Source organism: Methanocaldococcus infernus ME (assembly GCF_000092305.1).
Taxonomy (GTDB): domain Archaea; phylum AGJL01; class Methanococci; order Methanococcales; family Methanocaldococcaceae; genus Methanocaldococcus; species Methanocaldococcus infernus.
Genome location: NC_014122.1, coordinates 728541 through 749435, shown reverse-complemented (window position 1 = coordinate 749435; position 20895 = coordinate 728541). Strand labels below are relative to the sequence as shown.

Annotated in this window: 16 protein-coding genes; 10 read left to right on the top strand and 6 right to left on the bottom strand. The window is 34.8% G+C overall.

All coding sequences use genetic code 11. The features are described from left to right. Positions 1 to 56: 56 nt before the first annotated feature. The 4 genes from METIN_RS04125 to METIN_RS04110 are packed head-to-tail and all read left to right on the top strand — an operon-like array spanning position 57 to position 5842. Positions 57 to 740 carry a 4Fe-4S binding protein gene (locus METIN_RS04125; protein WP_013100236.1) on the top strand — a complete coding sequence of 228 codons (684 nt, stop codon included), beginning with the start codon at positions 57 to 59 and terminating at the stop codon, positions 738 to 740. A 16-nt stretch (positions 741 to 756) separates the two neighbouring features. Further along, the gene (alaS, locus tag METIN_RS04120) at positions 757 to 3378 is read left to right on the top strand and encodes an alanine--tRNA ligase (RefSeq protein ID WP_013100235.1); all 2622 of its coding nucleotides are present in this window, start codon (positions 757 to 759) and stop codon (positions 3376 to 3378) included. Positions 3379 to 3386: 8 nt separating this feature from the next. After that, positions 3387 to 4982, top strand: coding sequence for a glutamate--tRNA ligase (locus METIN_RS04115; protein ID WP_048203544.1), 1596 nt, complete (start codon positions 3387 to 3389; stop codon positions 4980 to 4982). Between the two features lie 20 nt (positions 4983 to 5002). Further along, positions 5003 to 5842 carry a fumarate hydratase gene (locus METIN_RS04110; RefSeq protein WP_013100233.1) on the top strand — a complete coding sequence of 280 codons (840 nt, stop codon included), beginning with the start codon at positions 5003 to 5005 and terminating at the stop codon, positions 5840 to 5842. On the opposite strand, the gene ade is transcribed toward METIN_RS04110, so the two are convergent. From ade to METIN_RS04085, 5 genes are read right to left on the bottom strand one after another with little or no spacing between them, the layout of a single operon-like run. Beyond that, positions 5831 to 7432 (bottom strand): adenine deaminase, encoded by a 1602-nt coding sequence (gene ade / locus METIN_RS04105; protein WP_013100232.1) that lies wholly within the window; start codon positions 7430 to 7432, stop codon positions 5831 to 5833. The genes METIN_RS04110 and ade overlap by 12 nt on opposite strands. Next, positions 7433 to 8017, bottom strand: a complete 585-nt coding sequence (locus METIN_RS04100; protein ID WP_013100231.1) for a flavodoxin family protein — start codon at positions 8015 to 8017, stop codon at positions 7433 to 7435. A 2-nt stretch (positions 8018 to 8019) separates the two neighbouring features. After that, complete coding sequence (locus tag METIN_RS04095; protein WP_013100230.1) at positions 8020 to 8418, bottom strand: secondary thiamine-phosphate synthase enzyme YjbQ; 399 nt, start codon at positions 8416 to 8418, stop codon at positions 8020 to 8022. A gap of 9 nt (positions 8419 to 8427) precedes the next feature. Next, positions 8428 to 9012 carry an imidazole glycerol phosphate synthase subunit HisH gene (gene hisH, locus METIN_RS04090; RefSeq protein ID WP_013100229.1) on the bottom strand — a complete coding sequence of 195 codons (585 nt, stop codon included), beginning with the start codon at positions 9010 to 9012 and terminating at the stop codon, positions 8428 to 8430. Beyond that, complete coding sequence (locus tag METIN_RS04085) at positions 8990 to 9553, bottom strand: TATA-box-binding protein (protein WP_013100228.1); 564 nt, start codon at positions 9551 to 9553, stop codon at positions 8990 to 8992. Before METIN_RS04085 ends, hisH begins: the two co-directional genes overlap by 23 nt. A gap of 88 nt (positions 9554 to 9641) precedes the next feature. Between METIN_RS04085 and gatE the strand changes: the two genes are divergently transcribed. The 6 genes from gatE to METIN_RS04055 are packed head-to-tail and all read left to right on the top strand — an operon-like array spanning position 9642 to position 18635. Further along, positions 9642 to 11528, top strand: coding sequence for a Glu-tRNA(Gln) amidotransferase subunit GatE (gene gatE, locus METIN_RS04080; RefSeq protein ID WP_013100227.1), 1887 nt, complete (start codon positions 9642 to 9644; stop codon positions 11526 to 11528). A 10-nt stretch (positions 11529 to 11538) separates the two neighbouring features. Then, the gene (locus METIN_RS04075; RefSeq protein ID WP_013100226.1) at positions 11539 to 13182 is read left to right on the top strand and encodes an ATP-binding protein; all 1644 of its coding nucleotides are present in this window, start codon (positions 11539 to 11541) and stop codon (positions 13180 to 13182) included. Then, on the top strand, positions 13172 to 14365 hold the full coding sequence (locus tag METIN_RS04070) for a metallophosphoesterase family protein (RefSeq protein WP_013100225.1): 1194 nt from the start codon (positions 13172 to 13174) through the stop codon (positions 14363 to 14365). Before METIN_RS04075 ends, METIN_RS04070 begins: the two co-directional genes overlap by 11 nt. A 21-nt stretch (positions 14366 to 14386) precedes the next feature. Beyond that, positions 14387 to 17008, top strand: coding sequence for a DNA double-strand break repair ATPase Rad50 (gene rad50, locus METIN_RS04065; RefSeq protein ID WP_013100224.1), 2622 nt, complete (start codon positions 14387 to 14389; stop codon positions 17006 to 17008). Further along, positions 17005 to 18156, top strand: coding sequence for a DNA double-strand break repair nuclease NurA (locus METIN_RS04060; RefSeq protein ID WP_013100223.1), 1152 nt, complete (start codon positions 17005 to 17007; stop codon positions 18154 to 18156). The genes rad50 and METIN_RS04060 overlap by 4 nt, the downstream gene beginning before the upstream one ends. Positions 18157 to 18161: 5 nt before the next feature. Beyond that, positions 18162 to 18635: a hypothetical protein gene (locus METIN_RS04055; RefSeq protein ID WP_013100222.1), complete on the top strand. Its 474-nt coding sequence runs from the start codon at positions 18162 to 18164 to the stop codon at positions 18633 to 18635. Here METIN_RS04055 and METIN_RS04050 read toward each other — a convergent pair. Next, positions 18625 to 20889, bottom strand: coding sequence for a methyl-accepting chemotaxis protein (locus METIN_RS04050; protein ID WP_013100221.1), 2265 nt, complete (start codon positions 20887 to 20889; stop codon positions 18625 to 18627). The genes METIN_RS04055 and METIN_RS04050 overlap by 11 nt on opposite strands. Between the last annotated feature and the right edge of the window lie 6 nt (positions 20890 to 20895).

The following is a 20895-nucleotide window of genomic DNA, read 5'->3' as shown; positions in this document are numbered from 1 at the left end:
TTTTATAGCCCCAGTTAGTATTATTTAAATTATTATAAAACTTTTAGGGTGAAAGCTTGGACAAACTACAGATATTTAGAAAAATAGTTCAAAGCTTCTTCTTTTTTAGGTTTGTTATAACTGCAAGCTTCTGTATATGCTTTTATGGGGTTTTACAGGCACTTTTTATAGGCTCTGGGAAAAACTTAATAATAGAGTTAGTTATTGTTGTTATTGGAACCATCATATTAGGTAGAGTCTTCTGTGGCTGGATTTGTCCCTTTGGTTTCTTACAAGATTTAACTTATAAGCTAAGATTTAGAAAAAAACTGCCCATGGTTAGAGAAAGCTTACACAATAAGTTAATATACATAAAGTACTTTATTATGGTTATCTTTTTAATACTCTCATACTACTTAGTCACATTAGCCTTTTGTAAGATCTGTCCAATAGGCTTTTTAACCAATCTCTCAGGAACACTATTAGCCCTAATTTTATTGATATTCTTCTTAGCACTATCTTTATTTATCCCCCGTGGGTTTTGTAGATACATCTGTCCATTAGGAGCCTTCTTATCCCTCTTCTCCATATCACCAATCTTTAAAATTAAATTAAATGAGAACTGTGTAAAGTGTAAGTTGTGTGAATTTAAATGTCCAATGCAAATAACATTAACTAAAAAAGTTGATCAGAAAGAATGTATAAGATGCTTTGAATGTAAAAGTGCCTGTAAGAAAAATGCCATAGATTTCAAAATTTAAATAGTTAAGGGAGAGCATGATAAAAGCTAAGCTATTTGAGGAGTTAGGATTTGAGAGGAGAAAGTGTAAGAAGTGTGGAAAGTACTTTTGGAGCTTAGAAGAGAGGGAAACCTGTGGAGATGCTCCTTGTGATGTCTATAGCTTCATAGGAAAGCCAATAACAAAGAAAAAATATAGCTATAAGGAGATGGTTGAAGAGTTCATCAACTTCTTTAAAAAGCATGGGCATGAGCCAATAAAGAGGGCTCCAGTTGTTGCTAAGAGATGGAGGGATGACATCTTACTAACAATAGCCTCCATAGCTGTATTTCAGCCTTGGGTTACTAAGGGTTTGGTCAAGCCTAAGGCCAATCCATTGGTTATAGCCCAGCCATGTATTAGGCTCAATGATATTGACAATGTTGGAAGAACTGGAAGGCATCTAACCTGCTTCACCATGGGAGGGCATCATGCCTTTAACTCTGAAGAAGAGTTTAAATATTGGATAGATGAGACTGTTGAACTCTGCTTTAACTTCTTTAAAAACTTAGGGATAGATGAAAAATCTATAACTTTCATAGAGAGCTGGTGGGAAGGAGGAGGAAATGCTGGGCCATGTTTTGAAGTCTTAACCCATGGGGTTGAGCTTGCCACCTTAGTCTTTATGCAGTATGAAAAGGTTGGAAATGAGTATAAGGAGATTCCTCTAAAGATTGTGGATACTGGCTATGGGATAGAGAGGTTTGTCTGGGTTTCAACTGGAGAGCCAACTATCTATGATGCACTCTTTAAAGATATTATTGAGAAGTTGAAAAAAGAGGCTGGGATAGAGGAGATTGATAAGGAGATCTTGGCTAAGATAACAGAACTCTCTGGCTTGATGGATGTTAAAGATGTTGGAGACTTGAGAAAGTTAAGGGAAGTTGTGGCTAAGAGAGTTGGTTTAGATGTAGAAGAGTTAGAGAGAATTTTAGAGCCTTATGAAAATCTCTATGCCTTAGTAGATCATACAAGAGCCATAACCTTCCTCTTAGGGGATGGAGTAGTTCCTTCAAATGTTAAGGAAGGTTATCTATTAAGAATGCTAATTAGGAAGAGCTTAAGACATTTAAATAAATTAAATCTAAATTTAAGTTTATTTGATGTTGTTGAGCTACACTTAAAAGAGCTTAAAGCTCTCTATCCTGAACTCTTGGATATGAAAGACTATATGGAAAAAGTTTTAGCCTTAGAAACTGAGAGATATAAAGAGACATTAAAGAGAGGAGAGGGAATTATAAAAAGGCTATTAAAGAAAAAGAAGAGCTTAGATTTAGAAGATATCATAGAGCTTTATGACAGCCATGGGATTCCAGTTGATTTAATTGAGGAGATAGCCAAGGTTAAGGTTCCTGATAACTTCTATACAATTGTTGCTGAGAGACATGAGAATGTGAGAGAAGGGGAGAAGAAGGAAGAGTTAAGCTTAGACATTGAAACTAAGCCTTTATACTATGAAAACCTTAAAGAATTTAAGGCTAAGGTTGTTAAGATAATAGATAACTTTGTTATCTTAGACAGAACAGCCTTCTATCCTGAAGGTGGAGGGCAGAAGGCAGATACTGGTTATTTAATAAAGGACAATAAGAAGTATAGAGTCTTAGATGTCCAAAAGTTTGGGAAGGCTATAGCTCATAAGCTTGAGAGTGTTGAAGGGTTAAGAGAAGGAGATGAGGTTAAAGGAGTTATAGATTGGGATAGGAGAGAGAGCTTAATGAGACACCATACAGCCACTCACATCATAGGATCAGCCTGTAGAAAGGTTTTAGGGAAGCATGTTAATCAAGCTGGTTCAGATGTTGATATAGATAAGGCAAGGTTGGATATAACTCACTACAAGAGGTTGAGTAGAGAAGAAATTAAGGAGATTGAGAGAATAGCCAATGAGATAGTTGTAAGAAATTACAATATTGAAGCTAAATTTATGGATAGAAATGAGGCTGAAGAAAAATATGGCTTTTCCATCTATCAAGGTGGAGTAGTTCCTGGAGACAGGATAAGGATAGTTAAAATAGATGATATAGATGTCCAAGCCTGTGGAGGAACACACTGCTCAAAAACTGGAGATGTAGGGCTTATAAAGATATTGAAAACTGAGAGAGTTCAGGATGGGGTAGAGAGATTAATCTACTCTGCTGGATTAAAGGCTTTAGAGAAGGTTCAGGAGTTAGAAGATAATCTATTAAGTGTAAGTGAAACACTAAAGTGTCAGCCTGAGAATGTTGTTAAAGTTCTTGACAAGTTTGTTAATGAGTGGAAAGAGCTTAGGAAGAGAGTTGAAGAGCTTGAAAAGAAAGTTGGAGAGCTTAAAAAATATGAGTTAATTAACAAATTTGAGAAAGTTGGAGATGTTGAACTTTTAGTCGAAAAGGTTGAAGGGAATCCAAAAGAGCTTTTAAACCTTGCTGACCACTTAGCCTTAGGGAATAGGTTAGTTATCCTAACAAATGGAAACTTTGTAATCTGTAAGAGAGGGGAAGTAAAGTTAGATGTTAGAGAGCTTATTAACCTCTTTGGTAGAGGAGGAGGAAGAGAGGATTTAGCCCAAGGAAAGAGTGATAAAAGTGTTGAAGAAATTAAAAAGATTGTTAAAGAGTATTTAAAAAATAAAAAAGAGTGATAACTTTGATAGAAGAGAAGATTAGAGAGTTGGCTATAAAAAATGCTGAGAAGTATGGGAAGGCTCAAGTTAAAGCTGTCTTAGGAATGTTCCTATCTCAAAATAAGGAGTATAGAGAGAAGGTTAATGAGATAAAGCCAATTGTTGAGAAGATTGTTGAGGAAGTGAATAAGAGCTTTAAAGGAAAGAGGAGAGGGAGAGAGTTAGAGTTACCAGAGGTTGAAGATAAAGTTATCTTAAGATTTGCTCCTAATCCCTCTGGCCCATTACATATAGGGCATGCAAGGGTTGCAGTACTCAATGACTACTTTGCTAAAAAATATGGTGGGAAGTTTATTTTGAGGTTTGAAGATACTGATCCTAAAAGAGTTTTGTCTGAAGCTTATGACATGATAAGAGAGGATTTAGATTGGCTAAATGTGAAGATTGATGAAGAGGTTATACAGTCAGATAGGTTAAAGATTTATTACAAGCATGGAGAAGAGCTAATAAAGATGGGTAAAGCTTATGTCTGTGAATGTCCTCCTGAGGAGTTTAGAGAGCTAAGAAATAAGGGAATAGCTTGTCCATGTAGAGACAGAGAAGTAGAGGAAAACTTAGAGCTTTGGGAAAAAATGCTGAATGGTGAGTTAGAGAATGTTGTTGTTAGGTTAAAGACAGATATTAAGCATAAGAATCCTTCTATAAGAGACTTTCCAATATTCAGGGTTGAGAAAGAGAAACATCCAAGGGTTGAAGCCTTTGTCTATCCTCTAATGAATCTATCTGTTGCTGTAGATGACCATCTTTTGGAAATAACTCATGTCTTAAGAGGGAAAGACCATTTAGTAAATACTGAGAAACAAAAATATATTTATAAATATTTCAATTGGGAGATGCCTAAGTTTATACACTATGGAATTTTGAAGATAGAAGATACTGTCCTCTCAACCTCTAAGATTTATGAAGGTATTAAAGAGGGGATCTATGAAGGATGGGATGATGTTAGATTAGGAACCTTAAGAGCTTTAAGAAGAAGAGGAATTAAGCCAGAAGCCATTTATAGGATTATGTTAGACATTGGGATTAAACAAGCTGACATAACCTTCTCATGGAAAAATCTCTATGCTATTAACAAGGAGTTGATAGATAAAGAGGCTAAGAGATTCTTCTTTGTCTGGAATCCTGTTAAGATGTTGGTTGAAGGTTCCGAGGAGAGAGAGGTTAAGATAAGGTTACATCCTGAGGTAGATTATGGCTATAGAGTGTTAAAATTTAAAGGCTCAGCCTATGTAGTTAGGGATGAGATGGAAGAGGGTAGATTTTACAGGCTGATGGAGCTGTTTAATGTTGTAGTTGAAGAGGTTGGAGACATTGTTAAAGCTAAGTACCACTCAGATGACTTTAAAGAGGCAAGAAAAAATAAGGCTAAGATTATTCACTGGATCCCAACTGAAGAAACTAAGAGAGTTAAAGTACTAATGCCTGATGGAGAAGTTAAAGAGGGGTTAGCTGAGATCAACTTCAACCCAGAGGTTGGAGAGATTATACAATTTGAAAGATTTGGATTTTGTAGAGTTGATGATGTTGGAGATGTAATAACTTGTTGCTATGCTCATAGATAAAAATATTTAAGTGATTCTTCATGATTCAAGAAACTGTAATAGAGCTTTTTAGAGAGGCTGTTGTTAAATTACCAGAGGATGTTAAAAAAGCTCTAAAAGAGAGTTATGAAAAAGAGAGTAGTAAGTTGGCAAAGGAAACATTAAAGGCAATATTGAAAAATATTGAGATTGCTGAGAGAGAGAATATTCCCTTATGCCAAGATACTGGATTACCAATAGTTTTTTTAAAGATTGGCAGAGGTGTAAAAGGAGAAGAAGTATTAAAAATTGTCAATGAGATAAGAGAGGGAGTGAAGAGAGCAACTGAAGAGATTCCATTAAGGCCTAATGTTGTCCATCCAATAAGTAGAGAAAACTTAGGAAATGTTGGTTTAGATATTCCTTATATAAGCTATGAATTTGACCACTCCCTTGAAAAAGAGATAGAGATTACTGTCTTCCCTAAGGGAGCTGGTAGTGAAAATATGAGTGCTTTAAAAATGCTAACTCCTGCTGAGGGAGTTAGTGGGATAAAAAAGTTTGTTTTAGAAACTGTTGTTAATGCCTCTGGAAAGCCATGTCCTCCTATAGTGGTTGGCATAGGGATAGGAGGAAGTTCAGACTTAGCTTTAAAGCTGGCTAAAAAGGCACTATTAAGGAAGATTGGAGAGAGGCATAGAGATGAGGAGATAGCTAAGTTAGAGGAAGAGCTTTTAAAGAAGATAAATAGCTTAGGAATTGGAGCTATGGGATTAGGTGGAGAGATAACAGCCTTAGATGTCTTTATAGAGGTTGCTGGAACTCATACAGCTTCCTTACCAGTTGGAATTTGTATAAACTGCTGGGCACATAGAAGAGCAACAAGAAGATTAAAGATATAGGCTAACTAACTCCATATCTTTAACTAACCCCTTATCAGTTATCTTTAACTTTGGAATCACTGGAAGGGAGAAGAAAGATAGGGATAAGAAGGGATCTTCAAAGTCTGACCATCCCTCAATAAAATTATAAAGCTCTTCTCTCTCTTTTTCAAATCTCTCTAAGGAAGAGCTCATAAGTCCAGCAACCTCCAATTTAATAGCCTTAACCTCCCCATTATGGACAGCTACAAACCCTCCATTAATCTCTTTTATTGTTTTTATAGCTAATTCTATATCTCTCTCATCATTCCCAACAACTATTAAGTTGTGAGAATCATGTGCATAGGTTGAAGCTAAAACTCCCTTCTTTAAAAAGTTATAAATTAAGCCTTTCCCAACATTCCCTAAACCCTTATGCCTTTCTAAGACATAAATTTTGTTAATCTTATTTTTTTCCAATAGGGCCTTAGCTTCCTCAGCTGTTAAAATTAGCTCTTCAGTTAAAAGAGAGCCTTTTATTGGCTTTATAACCCTAACCCTTCCTTTAAGTTCAATCTTTAAATCCTCTTTTTTATAGCTTATATTTACTGACTTCTTAACTTTAAAGTCTCTCCTCTCAAAGTTCAACTCTTCATAAAACTTACCTTTAATAATAACCCTATCTATCTTAAAGCTCTCCAAGTCTTCAAAAATTATAAAGCTTGCTTCCCCTCCTGGCTTTATTCCAATGTCTAAGCCAAAGTACTCAGCTGGGTTTATTGTCACCATCTGAATAGCCTTTACTGGATCAACATACTTAACAGCTTCTTTTAGAGCATTTATTAAGTAGCCTCTTTTTAAATCTTCTAAGTTTATGTCATCACTAACTAAGATTACATTCCTTAAGTCCCTCTCTTTAATGCCATCTAATAAGTTAATTGTTTTTGAGACACTTCCATATCTTAACATAACCTTAACTCCAAGTCTTAACTTCTCTAAAGCCTCTTCTCCATCTAACACTTCATGGTCACTCATAATTCCCTTGGAGAGGTAAAGCTCTAAATCCTCTCCTCTCAGCCCAGGAGAGTGTCCATCTACAGCCTTTTTATACTTCTTAGCCAACTCTATCTTCTTTAAAAGCTCTTCTTTTTCATTTATAACTCCAAGGTAGTCCATAACTTCTCCTAAGCCTAAGCACTTATCTAACTTTAAAAGCTCTTCAATCTCTTTAACCCCTAACTTGGCTCCACTACTCTCCAACTCAGTTGCTGGCACACAGGAGGGAGCCATTATATACAAATCTAAATATTTTGGATTGTTTATTAAGAACTTTATTCCCTCTAAGCCTAAGACATTGGCTATTTCATGAGGATCCTCAACAACCTTAGAGATCCCAAACTTTAAGGCTAATTTTTCAAACTCTGAAGGGATTAGGTGAGAACTCTCTATATGAATATGCCCATCTATGAATGTTGGAGCTAAATACTTTCCCTTTAAATCTATAACCTTCCCCTTCTCTAAAAGAGAGTTGTAATCAACAAAAATTATTTTATTGTTGGAGAAAATAACATTTCCCTCTAAGATTTCACCACTAAAAATATTCACTATCTTAGAGTTCTTTAGAGTTATCATTTATTCTCCCTTTATGAGCTTAACAATCTCAGCCACTTTTCTACCTACATTCTTAGCTGTTTCTATTCCAACCTCATCCTTCTCACAATCTCCTGGAGCTCTGCCAAAGCCTGTTCCTCCATAGTGAGCTGTTGGTTCAGCATCTCCTACAACAATCATAGAGTGAATTAAGAAAAAGTTATGTATTTGCTCTATTGTTGTTTCCTGGCCACCATTTCTACTTCCTCCTACTGAGATGGCTCCACCAACCTTATTTTTTAACTGAAACCCTGATCTCAGTGGCCTACTTCTATCCATAATCATCTTTAGCTGAGCGGTAACTCCACCAAAATAGACAGGAGAGCCTAAGATGATTCCATCAGCTTCTAACATCTTCTTTAAGATGTCTTCAACATCATCCTCAATTATACACTTTCCAGTCTCTTTACACTTATTACAGGCTATACAAGGATTCAGCTCCTTTCCAGCTAAGCTTATGAATTCTACTTCAGCTCCTAACTTCTTAGCCTCTTCTAAGGCTAACTTAACCAAGTATGTTGTATTTCCCTCAGCCCTTGGGCTTCCACTGATGCCTAAGATCTTCATGTCTATCCCTCAATAATTTTTATATAAACCTTCCTTGTCCTTGGTCCATCAAATTCTGCAAAGAATAGGCCTTGCCAAGTTCCTAATAGTGGCTTACCATCCTTAATAATGATGGTTTCAGATGAGCCTATTAAAGAGCTTTTTATATGTGCATCAGAGTTTCCCTCCAAATGTCTATAGTTAAAATTTTTAGGAATTAGGTGGGATAAAAAGTTTATTATATCCTCTTTAACTGTTGGGTCAGCATTTTCATTAATTGTTATAGCTGCTGTTGTGTGAGGGCAGTAAATAATGGCTATTCCATCTCTAACTCTACTCTTCTCTACAGCATCTAAGAGATAATTAGTTATATCAACTAACTCCTCTCTCTTTTTTGTTTTAACTTCATATACAAATAGCATAAGGATCACTTAAAATAGCTCTATAAAGTTTTCTAACAACCTTAGCCCAATCTTACCACTCTTCTCAGGATGGAATTGAGTAGCCAATAAATTATCTCTCTGTATAACTGATGGGAAATTTATATAGTAGTTAGTTTCTCCAACAACACAGTCTTCCCTTGGGACAACATAATAGGAATGAACAAAGTAAAAATATTCTTCATCCTTTATTCCCTCAAAGATAGGTGAGTCTTTTAAAATTTTAACTGTATTCCATCCCATATGTGGAACCTTTCCCTTCCTAAATCTTAAAACCTCTCCCTTAATAATCTTTAACCCTTCTTCATTAGCCTCTTCACTCCACTCAAATAGTATCTGTAACCCTAAACAGATGCCTAAGAAAGGAACCCCTTCATCAATAGCCTTAACTATAGCTTCCTTAACAGGAGACAAGTTTTTTATAGCACTTCCAAAGTTCCCAACCCCTGGAAGGATCAATTTATCTGAGCTTAAAATTTCCTCCTCACTTTTTATAATCTTAGCCTTATCAAAGAGTTCAACAGCCTTCAAGATACTTCTTAAGTTCCCTGCATTATAGTCTATTATCCCAATCATCCTCCATCTCCTGAATCTCTCTAATTGTTTCTTTTATCTTCTCTAAAGCTTTCTTAGCATCTTCCTCACTCTTTAGCCCAGTGATAACAACTTTACCACTACCAAAGATGAGAACAACAACCTTAGGGTCATTTAGCCTATAAACCAACCCTGGGAATTGTTCAGGCTCATACTCTGTTTCATCCACATAAATAGCTATCTCATTCAAGTCTGGCTCAAAGCCTAAATCAGCTGTAGCCACCATGTTCTGAACTTTAATTTCTGGATTTTCATTGACATCAAAGCCAGCATCTTTAAGCTCTTTAATAATCTTCTTTATAGCTCTCTCAGCCTCTTCCTTACTCTTGGCTCCAGTACAGTTAACCTTACCACTTCTAAACATTAGTAGAGCAACCTTAGGATCATTTAACCTACAAACCAACCCTGGGAATTGTTCAGGCTCATATTCAGCATTTTCTAAGACTAAGGCAACTTCTTCCAAGTCTATGCTATCAGCTATCTTTGTGGAGACTACAACATTAACTATTTTTATCTCACACATAATAATGCACCTAATTAACTTTATTTATATGGGGCTCTATTTATAGTATGAACTTAGATATATATAAAAGTATATAAAGGGTGAAAGGATGGACTATGAAAAATTAGGCTTAAAGGTTGGTTTGGAAATACATCAGCAGTTAAATACTGAAAGAAAACTCTTTTGCCACTGTCCTACAATTTTAAGAGATGATGAGCCAGATGGAGAGATTTTAAGAATTTTAAGACCTACACTTAGTGAAGTTGGAGAGATAGATAGAGCAGCTCTTTTAGAGGCAAGGAAGGGGAAGAAATTTTTATATCAATACTATAATGACAGCACTTGCTTAGTTGAGCTTGATGAGGAGCCACCACATGAGCCAAGTGAAGAGGCTTTAAAAATAGCTTTAGAAGTGGCTCTTTTAATGAACATGAAACCTGTTGATTTAGCCTATGTAATGAGAAAGATAGTTATTGATGGGTCAAACACTTCAGGATTTCAGAGAACTATCTTTTTAGCAAGAGATGGATATGTTGAAACTGAGGATGGGAAAGTTAGAATAGAGAGTTTATGTTTAGAAGAAGATGCTGCCAGGAAAGTGGAGGAGAGAGAGGGAATAGTGGTTTATAACTTAGACAGGTTAGGAATTCCATTAGTTGAGATATCAACAGCTCCTGATATAAAGAGTCCAAAGATGGCTAAGGATGTAGCTAAGAGAATTGGAGAAATCTTAAGAGCTACTGGGAAGGTTAAGAGAGGAATAGGGACAATAAGGCAGGATATCAATATCTCTATAAAGGATGGGGCAAGGGTTGAGATAAAAGGGGTTTCTGAGCTAAACTTAATAGATAAGGTTGTTGAGTATGAAGTACTAAGACAGGTTAATTTACTAAAGATTAGGGATGAGCTTAAAAGTAGAGGAGCTTATGTCATAGAGGAAATTTATGATGTCACTGATCTCTTTAAAGAGTGTAAATCAAGGATTATAAAGAGAGCTATAGAGAGAGGAGGGAAGGTTAAAGCTATTATCTTAAAGAAATTTTCAGGCTTGGTTGGGAAGGAAATACAACCTGGAAGAAGGTTAGGGACAGAGTTCTCTGATAGGGCTAAAGTTATAGCTGGAGTTGGTGGAATATTCCACACTGATGAGCTTCCAAATTATGGGATAACTGATGAAGATGTTAAAAAGCTGAGAGAGAGGTTAAAGGCTGAGGAAGAAGACACAATAATTATAGTTGCTGATGAAGAAGAGAAGGCTATAAAGGCATTAGAAGCAGTAATTGAGAGGGCTAAGGAAGCTATAGAGGGAGTTCCTGAAGAAACAAGAAGAGCTTTAGATGATGGAACAACCTCTTACTTAAGACCCCTCCCAGGAGCTGCAAGGATGTATCCTGAAACAGACATTCCTCCAATTTACATTACTGAAGAGCTAATAAATGAAATTAAAAGTAATTTGCCAGAACTTCCTGAGGAAAAGGTTGAGAGGTTTATAAAGGAGTATAAGTTGAGTGAAGAGCTTGCTAAGAAGATGGTTTTAAGCTACTATGTTGACCTTTTTGAAGAGCTATGTAAGGAGTTTAAAAATATAAAGCCAACCTTAATAGCTAAAACCTTAGAAGAAACATTAAAAGAGATTAGGAGAGAGGGCTATAATATAGAGAACATCAAAGAGAGCCACTTAAGAGAGTTATTTAAAGCTCTCTCTGAAGGGAAGTTAGCTAAGGAAGGAATTCCAGAGGTTTTAAAAGGATTCTGTGAGATGCCTGAGAAGGAAATAGATGAGATCTTAGAAATTAAAGGATTAAAAGGACTTTCAAGGGAAGAAGTTGAAAAAATCATTGAGGAAATTATTAAAGAAAATATTGAGGTTGTTAAAGAAAAGAAAGAAAAGGCTCTTGGCATGCTTATGGGTAGAGCTATGGCTAAGCTTAGAGGAAAGGCTGATGGTAAGATGGTAAATGAAATTTTAAGAAGTAAGATAAAAGAATTTATTTAAAGGGATGTCTATGAGCCATATAGGAATTGTCAGAGGAGAATCTAACATTAACTATTTTGAATTTTCAATTAATCCTGAGGAGATAGTGGAATTTGGAGAGTATGTAGTTACAAGGAATAAGAAGGGAGAGATGGTTATAGGAACAGTTAGAGATATTATGGAAAGAAACTTTTTACTTCAGTCAAGTAGGGATAACTATCTCTCTTTAGAGATGGATATAAAGCAGTATGGAGAAAGCTTAAAAGAGTGTGAAGAGCTTATAGCCACTGTTAAGGTTTTAGGAAAGTTAAGGGAGAATGGGGAAAAGATAGATATCCTACCTAATAGAGTTCCAATCCCTCCAGGAGAGAGGGTTTATTTCTTAGACAGTGAGATTTTAAAAAAGTTGTACAATGCTGAGGGCTGTATAGATATAGGAACATTAATTAATAGAGAAGAGGTTCCTGTTGGATTAAAAGTAAATGATCTAATATCAAGACACTTCTCTGTCTTAGCTGTTACTGGAGCTGGTAAGTCAAATGCCATCTCAGTTATAGTTAGTAAGTTGGTTGAAAACTACAATGGAACTGTTGTTATCTTAGACCCTCATGGAGATTACATAAAGTTAAAGCTTCCTAAGACAGGATATGAGAAAGTAAATATTATTGAGGCTAAAATTAACCCAAATGATATGGATTATGAAGAATTGGCTGATCTAATAGGAATAAAGAAAGAGGCAAGTATTCAGAGAGGTTTCTTAGCTAAAGCCTTGGAAACTGTGAAGTATGAGAGAAGTGTTGGAGGGAGAGAGTTAATAGAGAAGGTTATGGAGAAGTTAGAGGATTGGGTTAATATAAGGACAATTAACTACTATGACCCAAACAAGAAGATAATGAAGGATGAAGAGATTTCAGCAAATGATGCTGAAACCATAAGAAGGGCTGTAATGAGAATAAAGAGGTTTTTAAGAAACTATGGCTCTCTCTTGAGTGGTGAGGACTTAATAGGAAAAATTGAGGAAGGAAAGGTTAATGTTATTGACTTAGGAGCTTTAAATGAGGAACAGATGAGAATAGTGGGAGGAAGGTTATTAAAGGAGATCTTTGAGGAGAGAGTGAGTTATGAGAAGATATTAAAAAATCTTGAGAGATTTAAATTTACAAAGGTTCCTATAAGAGAGGAGATGGAGAAGGAGTTGGAGAGAATAAGAGAGAGAAGTAAGGCTTTAACTAAACCTATCTTGATTATTGTTGAAGAAGCCCATATCTTTGCTCCAAGGGATGAGGAGAATGATGCTTCCTTAATATTAAGTAAGATTGCAAGAGAAGGGAGAAAGTTTGGAGTTGGGTTGGGGATAGTTTCACAGAGGCCAAATAAGTTAAATGAAGATATCTTAAGCCAAACAAATACAAAGATTATTTTAAGAATTGTCAATCCAAGGGATCAGAGATATGTCTTAGAGGCAAGTGAGCAGTTGAGTGAAGATCTTCTAAGGGATATTCCATCCTTAGGGAAGGGAGAGGCTGTTATAGTTGGTCAAGCTATCTCCTTGCCAGCATTGGTTAAGATTTACAACTTTAAAGAGCTTGGAGGAGACTATGGAGGAGGAGATATAGATATAATAGAGAGATGGGGAGAGGAAGAGGAGGAAGGGGTTGAGATAGATGAGCTTTAAATTTGCTCATCTTGCAGACATACACTTAGGCTTTGAGCAATATAAGCTTCCCTTTAGAGCTGAGGAATTTAAAGAGACTTTTAAAAAGGCTATAGAGAAAGCTGTAGAAGAAAAGGTTGACTTTATCCTAATCTCTGGAGATCTCTTTCATAGTTCAAAGCCAAGCCCTCAAACTATAAGAGATGCTATAGAAGTTCTTTCGATTCCTAAGGAACATGACATTCCAATCTTTTCAATAGAAGGGAACCATGATAGAACTCTAAGGAAGGTTTCTATCCATAAGTTGCTTGAGGACTTAGGCTTATTAAATTTAATAGGCTTCACTGAAGAGAAAAAGGAAAGTGAATACTTAGAAACCATTGAAATCAAAAATAGGCTTATCTGTAGAGGAATCTTTAGTAAGGGGAATGATGAAGTAGTGATTTATGGAATGAAGTATATGAGTAGTGCATGGTTTGAGAGGAATAAGTTAAGTGACTATTTCAAACCAGAGGGAGAGAGTGTATTAATGCTCCACCAAGGGATTAAGGAGTTAAGCCCAAATATTGGCTATGAGCTATCCCTTGGAGACTTGCCTGAAAACTTTCTATACTATGCTCTTGGGCACATACATAAGAGCTATATAGACTCTAAAGGCTATGGGAAAGTTGCTTATCCTGGCTCCTTAGAGAGATGGGACTTTGGAGATTACTCAGTGAGGTACAGATTAGAAGATGGAAAGTTACATGAAACTAAGGGAAGTGAAAAAGGCTTCTTCATAGTTGAAGACTTTGAACCAAGGTTTGTTAAGTTAGATGTCAGACCCTTCATAGATATCCATGTAGATAAGGAGAATATTGATAAGTTGATAACTTTAACTAAGAGAGTTCCAAAAGAGGCTTTTTTAAGAATCTCTGTTATTGGAGATTCAACAATAATTAAAAAGTTAGAAGCTATTAAGAGTTATTTTAAGGCTGAGCATATAGTTACAAGGGTTAAGATGCAAAGCTCTGATTTAGAGGAGAAAGATGAAAAAATTAATGAAGATGAATATTTTGAAGACTTTGAAAAGAAAGTTATTGAAAAGATAAGCCAAGATTGGAGTGATGATGAAATTTTAAAACTAATCTTGGAGAACTTTGGATATAAGGAGAGTAAGAAGGTGAAAGTAAAAGGTGGAACCCTTGATGTCTACTTAAGCTAAAAATTATTTTTGGGATCAACTATGAAGATAGAGGAATTAAAAATTATAAATTTCAGAAGTCATAAGAGTTCAGTATTGGAATTTACAGATGGAATAAATTTAATTGTTGGTCCTAATGGTAGTGGGAAAAGCTCTATCTTAGAGGCTATATTAGTTGGCTTATACTGGGATAAGCCAAGGAATAAGATAAAGGATTTTCATAGAGATGGAAAGAAGGCTGAGATTGAGATGAAGTTAAAGCTTAACAATAGAAGTTGTAAGCTATTAAGAAGCTTTCCAAGGAATACAGCTTACCTAAGATACAGTGACAGCTATCTCAATGAGAGAGATGGACATAGGAAAACCACTGAGGAAATTGAAAGCTTCATTCCTTATGAGATATTCTTAGGAGCCATCTATATAAGGCAGGGGGAAATAAATAAGCTAATTGAGAGTGATGAGGAGAGAGAGAAAGTTGTTAAGCAAATCTTAGGTTTAGATAAGTATGAGAAGGCTGATGAAAGGCTAAAAAATATTAAAAAACTTATAAACTTTAAAATGGACAATATTGAGAAGTTCTTAAGTAGGGAGGAAGAGATAAAAAAGAGGTTAAAGGAGAAGGAGGAGAAGAAGGAAGAGATAGAGAAGAGAGTTAAGCTCTTAAATGATGAAATTAGGCAATTAGAAGAGGAGAGAGAGAAGGTTAGAAGAGAGAAGGAGAAGTATGATAAATTAAGGGAGGAGATAAATGAGAAGAAGGAGAAAAATTTAAAGTTAGAGAAGGAGATTGAAGCTTTAAAAATAAAACTTGGAGAAATTGAGGAGAGAATAAAAGAGAAAGAAGAAGAAATAAAAAAGTTGGAGAAGAACATTGAGAGGGTTAAAGAGATTGAAGAAGAAGCCTTAACATATGTTAAGATAAGTAAGTTCTATGAAGACTATAAAGAGAGAAGCTATAAAATAAGTAAGGAGTTAGAAAAATACTCACAATTAATAGAAGGGGTTGAAGAGAAGTTAAGTGAAATCAGTAGTAAGGAGGAAGAGGTTAAGAAGCTCTCTGAAGAATTTAAAGAGTTAAAGAGAAGAGTTGAAGAATTAAAGGAGTGGGAAGAGCTATTTAATAAAGTAAGAGCTAAGGAGAATGAGCTAAACAACATTAAAAAAAGGATAACAATCAACAATATAGAGGAAGCTAAGAGAAAATTAGAAGAGGCTAAAAAAAGAAAGGAAGAAGTTACCTTAGAGATCTCTAAGTTAGAGGCTGAAATTAGAAATATTGAAAAGGAAATTAAAGAAAAAAAGAAAGCTATCAATGAACTGAAGGAAGCTAAGGGGAAATGTCCAGTCTGTGGGGCTGAGCTAACAGAGGAGCATAAGGAGAGATTAATAAATGAGTATAAAGAGGAGATTAAAGATCTATTAAAAAGAAAGAAAGAAATTGAAGAGAAAATTAGTGAGTTAAAGAAAGAGGCTAAGAATATTGAGACTTTTTTACTTAAAGAGCCTGAAATTAGAAAAAATGAAAGTTTATATGACCAACTAAAGAGCTTGGAAGAGGAGTTAGGTAAGATAAATAAGGAAGAAGTTGAGGAAAAGTATAGGGAACTTGAAACCTTAAAAAGGAAAAGTATTGAGATAGGATCAAAGATAAGCACATTAAAAAAAGAGATTGAGAGGAAAGAAGAATTAATTAAGAGATTAGAGGAACTCAAAAATAAGAAAGAGGAGAAAGAGGAAGAACTTAAAAAACTAATAAAAGAGTTAGAAAATTTAGGATTCAGCTGTGAGGAAGAGGTTAAAGAGGAGATAGAGAGATTAAAGCCTATCTATGAAGAGTATATAAAGTTAAAAGATAGTGTTAAAGAGAAGGAGGAGAAAGAGGAAGAGATTAAGAAGTTAGCTAATGAGGTAGAAAAGATTTCTAAATATATTGATGTAAAAGATAAAGCCTTAAGAGAACTTAAAGAGAGATTGGAAGAGCTAAATAAGAATTACAGTGAAGAGGAGCATAAGAACTTAGAAAATAAATTTTTAGAGTTGGAAAGAGAGTATTCAAGGAAGGATGAGGAGTTTAAACAACTAAATAGCCAGTTAGAGGAGATAATAAAGGACTTAGATAACCTAAAGAGAGACCTTGATGAGATAAGTAAGTATAGGGAAGAGATTAAAAGCTTAGAAAAAGCTTTAGAGTTTGTTGAAGAGTTGAGAAAGAAGGTGAAGGAATTTAAAAATAAACTTAAGTGTCATGCCTTCCAAAAGGTTAGTGAGATAGCAAGTGAAATTTTTGAAGAATTGACAGAGGAAAAGTATTCTGGAGTAGCCATTAAAGAGAAGGGAAACAAGTTAATAGTAAATATTATTTATGAAGGAAAGGAGAGAAATTTAAACTTCCTAAGTGGAGGAGAGAAAGTAGCTTTAGGTTTAGCCTTTAGGTTGGCTCTCTCACTATACTTAGCTGGAAATATTCCACTTCTAATTATGGATGAGCCTACTCCTTACTTAGATGAAGAGAGAAGAAGAAGATTAGTTGACATTATTGAGAGATACTTAAAGAGGATCCCACAGGTTATTATTGTTTCCCATGATGAAGAGTTAAAAGATGCTGCTGATAGGGTTATAAGAGTTTCACTAAATAATGGAGTGTCTAAGGTTGAGGTAGAATGATATCTAAGGAAAATATAGAGAGAATAGTTAAGGTGTTAAAGGAGGATTTAAGGAGATATGAGGAAGAGCTTAAGCATAAAAAAATAGAGTGGAATGAGCTTCCTCAAAAAAAGGAGTGTAAGTGCTATGCTGTAGATGGAAGCTTAGGAAGAGAAAGATTAAGTGGAACCATCCTTTACTCTGTAGCCTCATATGCCTTTGGCTGTGGGAAGAGTAAATATTTAAGCCATACAAATGCTTTAATTTACAACTATAGAATTTCTGACCAAATTATAAGGTTACAGATGGAAACCTTAGAGAATAAGTTAGCTTACTTTGTTGGAGACTCTAATTATCTAATCTTTATGGATGGAACCTTAACAGGATCATTAACAAGACCTCCAGTTTATCCTGAATGTATTGAGGGAATAAAGACTATAAATAAGGAGTTAGGAGAAAGTAAGTTAAAGGAGATGATAAAAGAGTTTATAGAGCTTTTAGATAGTCATTATCTTGAGTTAGAAGATAAAATAAAGGAAAATAAAAAGGTTAGAGAGAATACAATTTTATCTGACAATATATTAGAGAACTTTGAAGAATACTATAGAGAGATGAGCTTTAACTTAGAGGAGAGTAGGGAAATTATTCATGTAGTTCTAAACTATTTAGAGTATCTCTACTCCTTAGATAAAGTTTTAAATAAAAAATTGGTTTATGTGGCTAAAAGCTTTTACTCAAGAGTAATATCTGAGAAGTTAGATATTCCTTTAATAGAGCTCTATATATTGAAGAACTTTAATGAGGAAAAAGAAGGATATTTCATACCAAAGGAGAGGGCTAAGGTTTCTCATAGATTGCCTGAGGCTATAGAGAAGTATTTCCCAAATATAAATAAATATATAAATTTAGGGGTTCCCTTAGCCTTCATTAGGGCTATGAAAGGAGGTTATATATTTAACATTCAGTCAAATCTTGACATTGATGAGGAGTTAATAAGTAATATTCTATCTCATGTGGTCTCTGGCTACATCTATCCCTTAAAGAAAGCTCATGAAGGGGTTAAAATTGAGAAAAGATGGTTTGATGAGTTGGTTAGAGAACTTACATTTAAACTAAAAAAAGAGGGGTTAGGGGCTTATATAAAGTATGGTAGATATATCTTAGAGTGATACTAATGGATGTTTATGAAACACTCTATAACCTCTGTTTAGAGCATGAAGTTAAGGTTAAAGATAAAAAAATTCCTCTATGGAAGTGTAAGAGCTTAGAAGAGGTTGAAGATCTAAACCTTCCATGGAAGTCTTTGAGAGAACTAACTATCTACTTATATGAAGTTCTTAGAACTCAGAGGGAAAGTACAGAATTTATTAAATTTGATATAGTAAAGGTTTTAGTTGGGTTAGCTCTTTTAAGAGAAGATGTGTATGGAGTAACAACTGAAGAGACAGCTTTAAAATATTTAAGTCAAATTATAACCTACAGGATGAATATCTTAGCAAGATACTACTATCTAATAAAAAAGCCCATAAACACCTCAATTTTTGAGGACATCATATTAAAATTTCCTCAAAATAGAGATATAAGAACCTCAAATATAGAAGATTTAAAGATATTGGTTGAAAAGATTAAAAAGAGATTTAAACCTTAAATCTATCTGAAGATTTCTTAATATCATCAACTATCTGTTCTAACTCTTTTACAGCATTATCTATTTGCTCAATAGCTCCGTTCAACTCTTCAGTTGAAGCTGTTAATTCCTCAGCGGTGGCAGCGAACTCCTCTGAGATTGAAGCAACATCTTGGACATCTCTTAGAGCTTTTTCAACATTCTCAGTTACGTTTTGGACAGCTTGTTTAATAACTTCCATTTTCTCATGAGCTTTATCAACAGCCTCTTTTATCTTTAAGAATGCGTTATTAACCTCATCTATAGCAACAACTCCATTATCAACTTCATTCTTTCCAGTTAATCCTAAGTCTATAGTTTTCTCTATAGCCTCTCTTATCTCTTCAACCGTCTTATTGATGTCGTCTACAGACTTTCCAATCTCTTCGGCTAAGCCTTTAATTTCACTTGCAACTACAGCGAAACCTCTTCCAGCCTCTCCAGCCCTTGCTGCTTCAATAGAAGCGTTTAAAGCTAATAAACCTGTTTGCTCGGCGATATCTTTAATTAAAGCTGTAATCTCATTAATCTTCTGACTCTTCTTACCAAGCTCTTCTAACGCTCTTCCTAACTCATCAATAACGTTAGCTATTCTTTGCATTGTTTCTATAGCGTTTTCAACCTTCTCAACTCCAACCTGAGAAGCTTCTTCTACAGATTTAACAGCTTCAACTCCTTCTAACGCTGAGTTGTAAGCATCGTTGGCTAACTTATTAACATCTTCTAACTCTTGAGTTATATCTTGTAACTTATTAGACTGATCTGTTGCAGCTACAGCAACTTGGTTAGCAGCATCGGCAACTTGATCAGAAACTTCCTTAACTCTATCTGCCTCTTCTTCCAAGGTTTTAAGCTTTTCATGTAGCCTATCAACGTCTTCTTTTAATTTTTTAATAAGTTCTGAGATCATGTCTAAAGCTTTATTTATTAACTTCTGAATTCTTACATCTCTTTTTATTCCTTCTTTAACCTCTGTTGTATCCATCCTTACAGAGAAGTCCCCTTCAGCTACTCTTGTCATAACTCTCTTTAAATCTTCAATTAACCACTTGGTTAGCAACCCTCTTCTTTTTATCTCTTCTTCTTTCTCTTTTAATGTATCTACCAATTTATTAAACATCTCTGCAAGCTTTCCAAGTTCATCATCAGAATCTACTTCAACTTTAGCATTGTAGTCTCCTTTAATAACCTTCTCAACCCCTTCCATAAGGCTGAATATTGGCTTAATTAATCTCCTTCCAAAGTATACAGATATTCCAGCTCCAATAATTAAGCCAATAAATCCAGCAAATAGCACTGAATTCCTAATATCTGTTAAGGCTGAGGCAAATGTTTCTACAGGAACAGCTACAGCATAGGCTCCTACAACTTTTCCATCAACATCTTTTATAGGGACATATTCAACAGCACACTTTTTACCAACAACATCAGCAAATCCTCTATAAATTTTCCCCTCTTTAATTACAGTTTCATAGACTTTAGGAGAAATTGTAGTTCCAATGGCAGGCTTTCCATTTATTTTAATGGTAGTAGCTATTCTTAATCCATCTAAGAATATAGTTATATCTGCTCCAGAGGTTTGCTTTAGTTTTTCAACTAAGTCTAAGTTTTTGTTTAATACGTCAGCAATTAAAACATAACCTATAACTTTATTATTTTCTTTAACTGGATGTAGGGCTATTAAAGAAAGTCCATTTTTTCCAATGTCTGGATCTACAGAAACTCCATTCTCAGTTGGAATTACATCAACCCATAAATTTTTTAAGTTCTCTTTCTCCATAACATCTTTGTTAATAACATAGTATCCCATTAGTGCAGAGTCTCCAGCTTTACTAATTAAATCCTCTAACTCTTTATCTCCAAGAGCATTTAATCTATTGGAACTTGCCACTAAATTTCCATTTTTATCATAAAATAAGACTAACTCACAGCCCAATTTTTCTTTTATTTCCTTCCCAAAATCATGTAAAAGCTTTTCATTTTTATTCTCAATAGCTGAAATTACTTTAGGATTCTCTGAAATATAGTGAGATGATAAAAGAAATTCATGATTTATATAGTATAATTCTTTTTCTACTACTTTTCCCCTTTCTTCTAAATTTTTAAATAATATCTCATCAACTTTACCAGAGGTAGTTGTATAGGTTAAAGCTCCAACAATTATTATTGTTAATAAAATTGATATTATTGAGGTTAGAGCTATTTTATGAACAATACTTTTAAGTTTTATCTTCACAATATC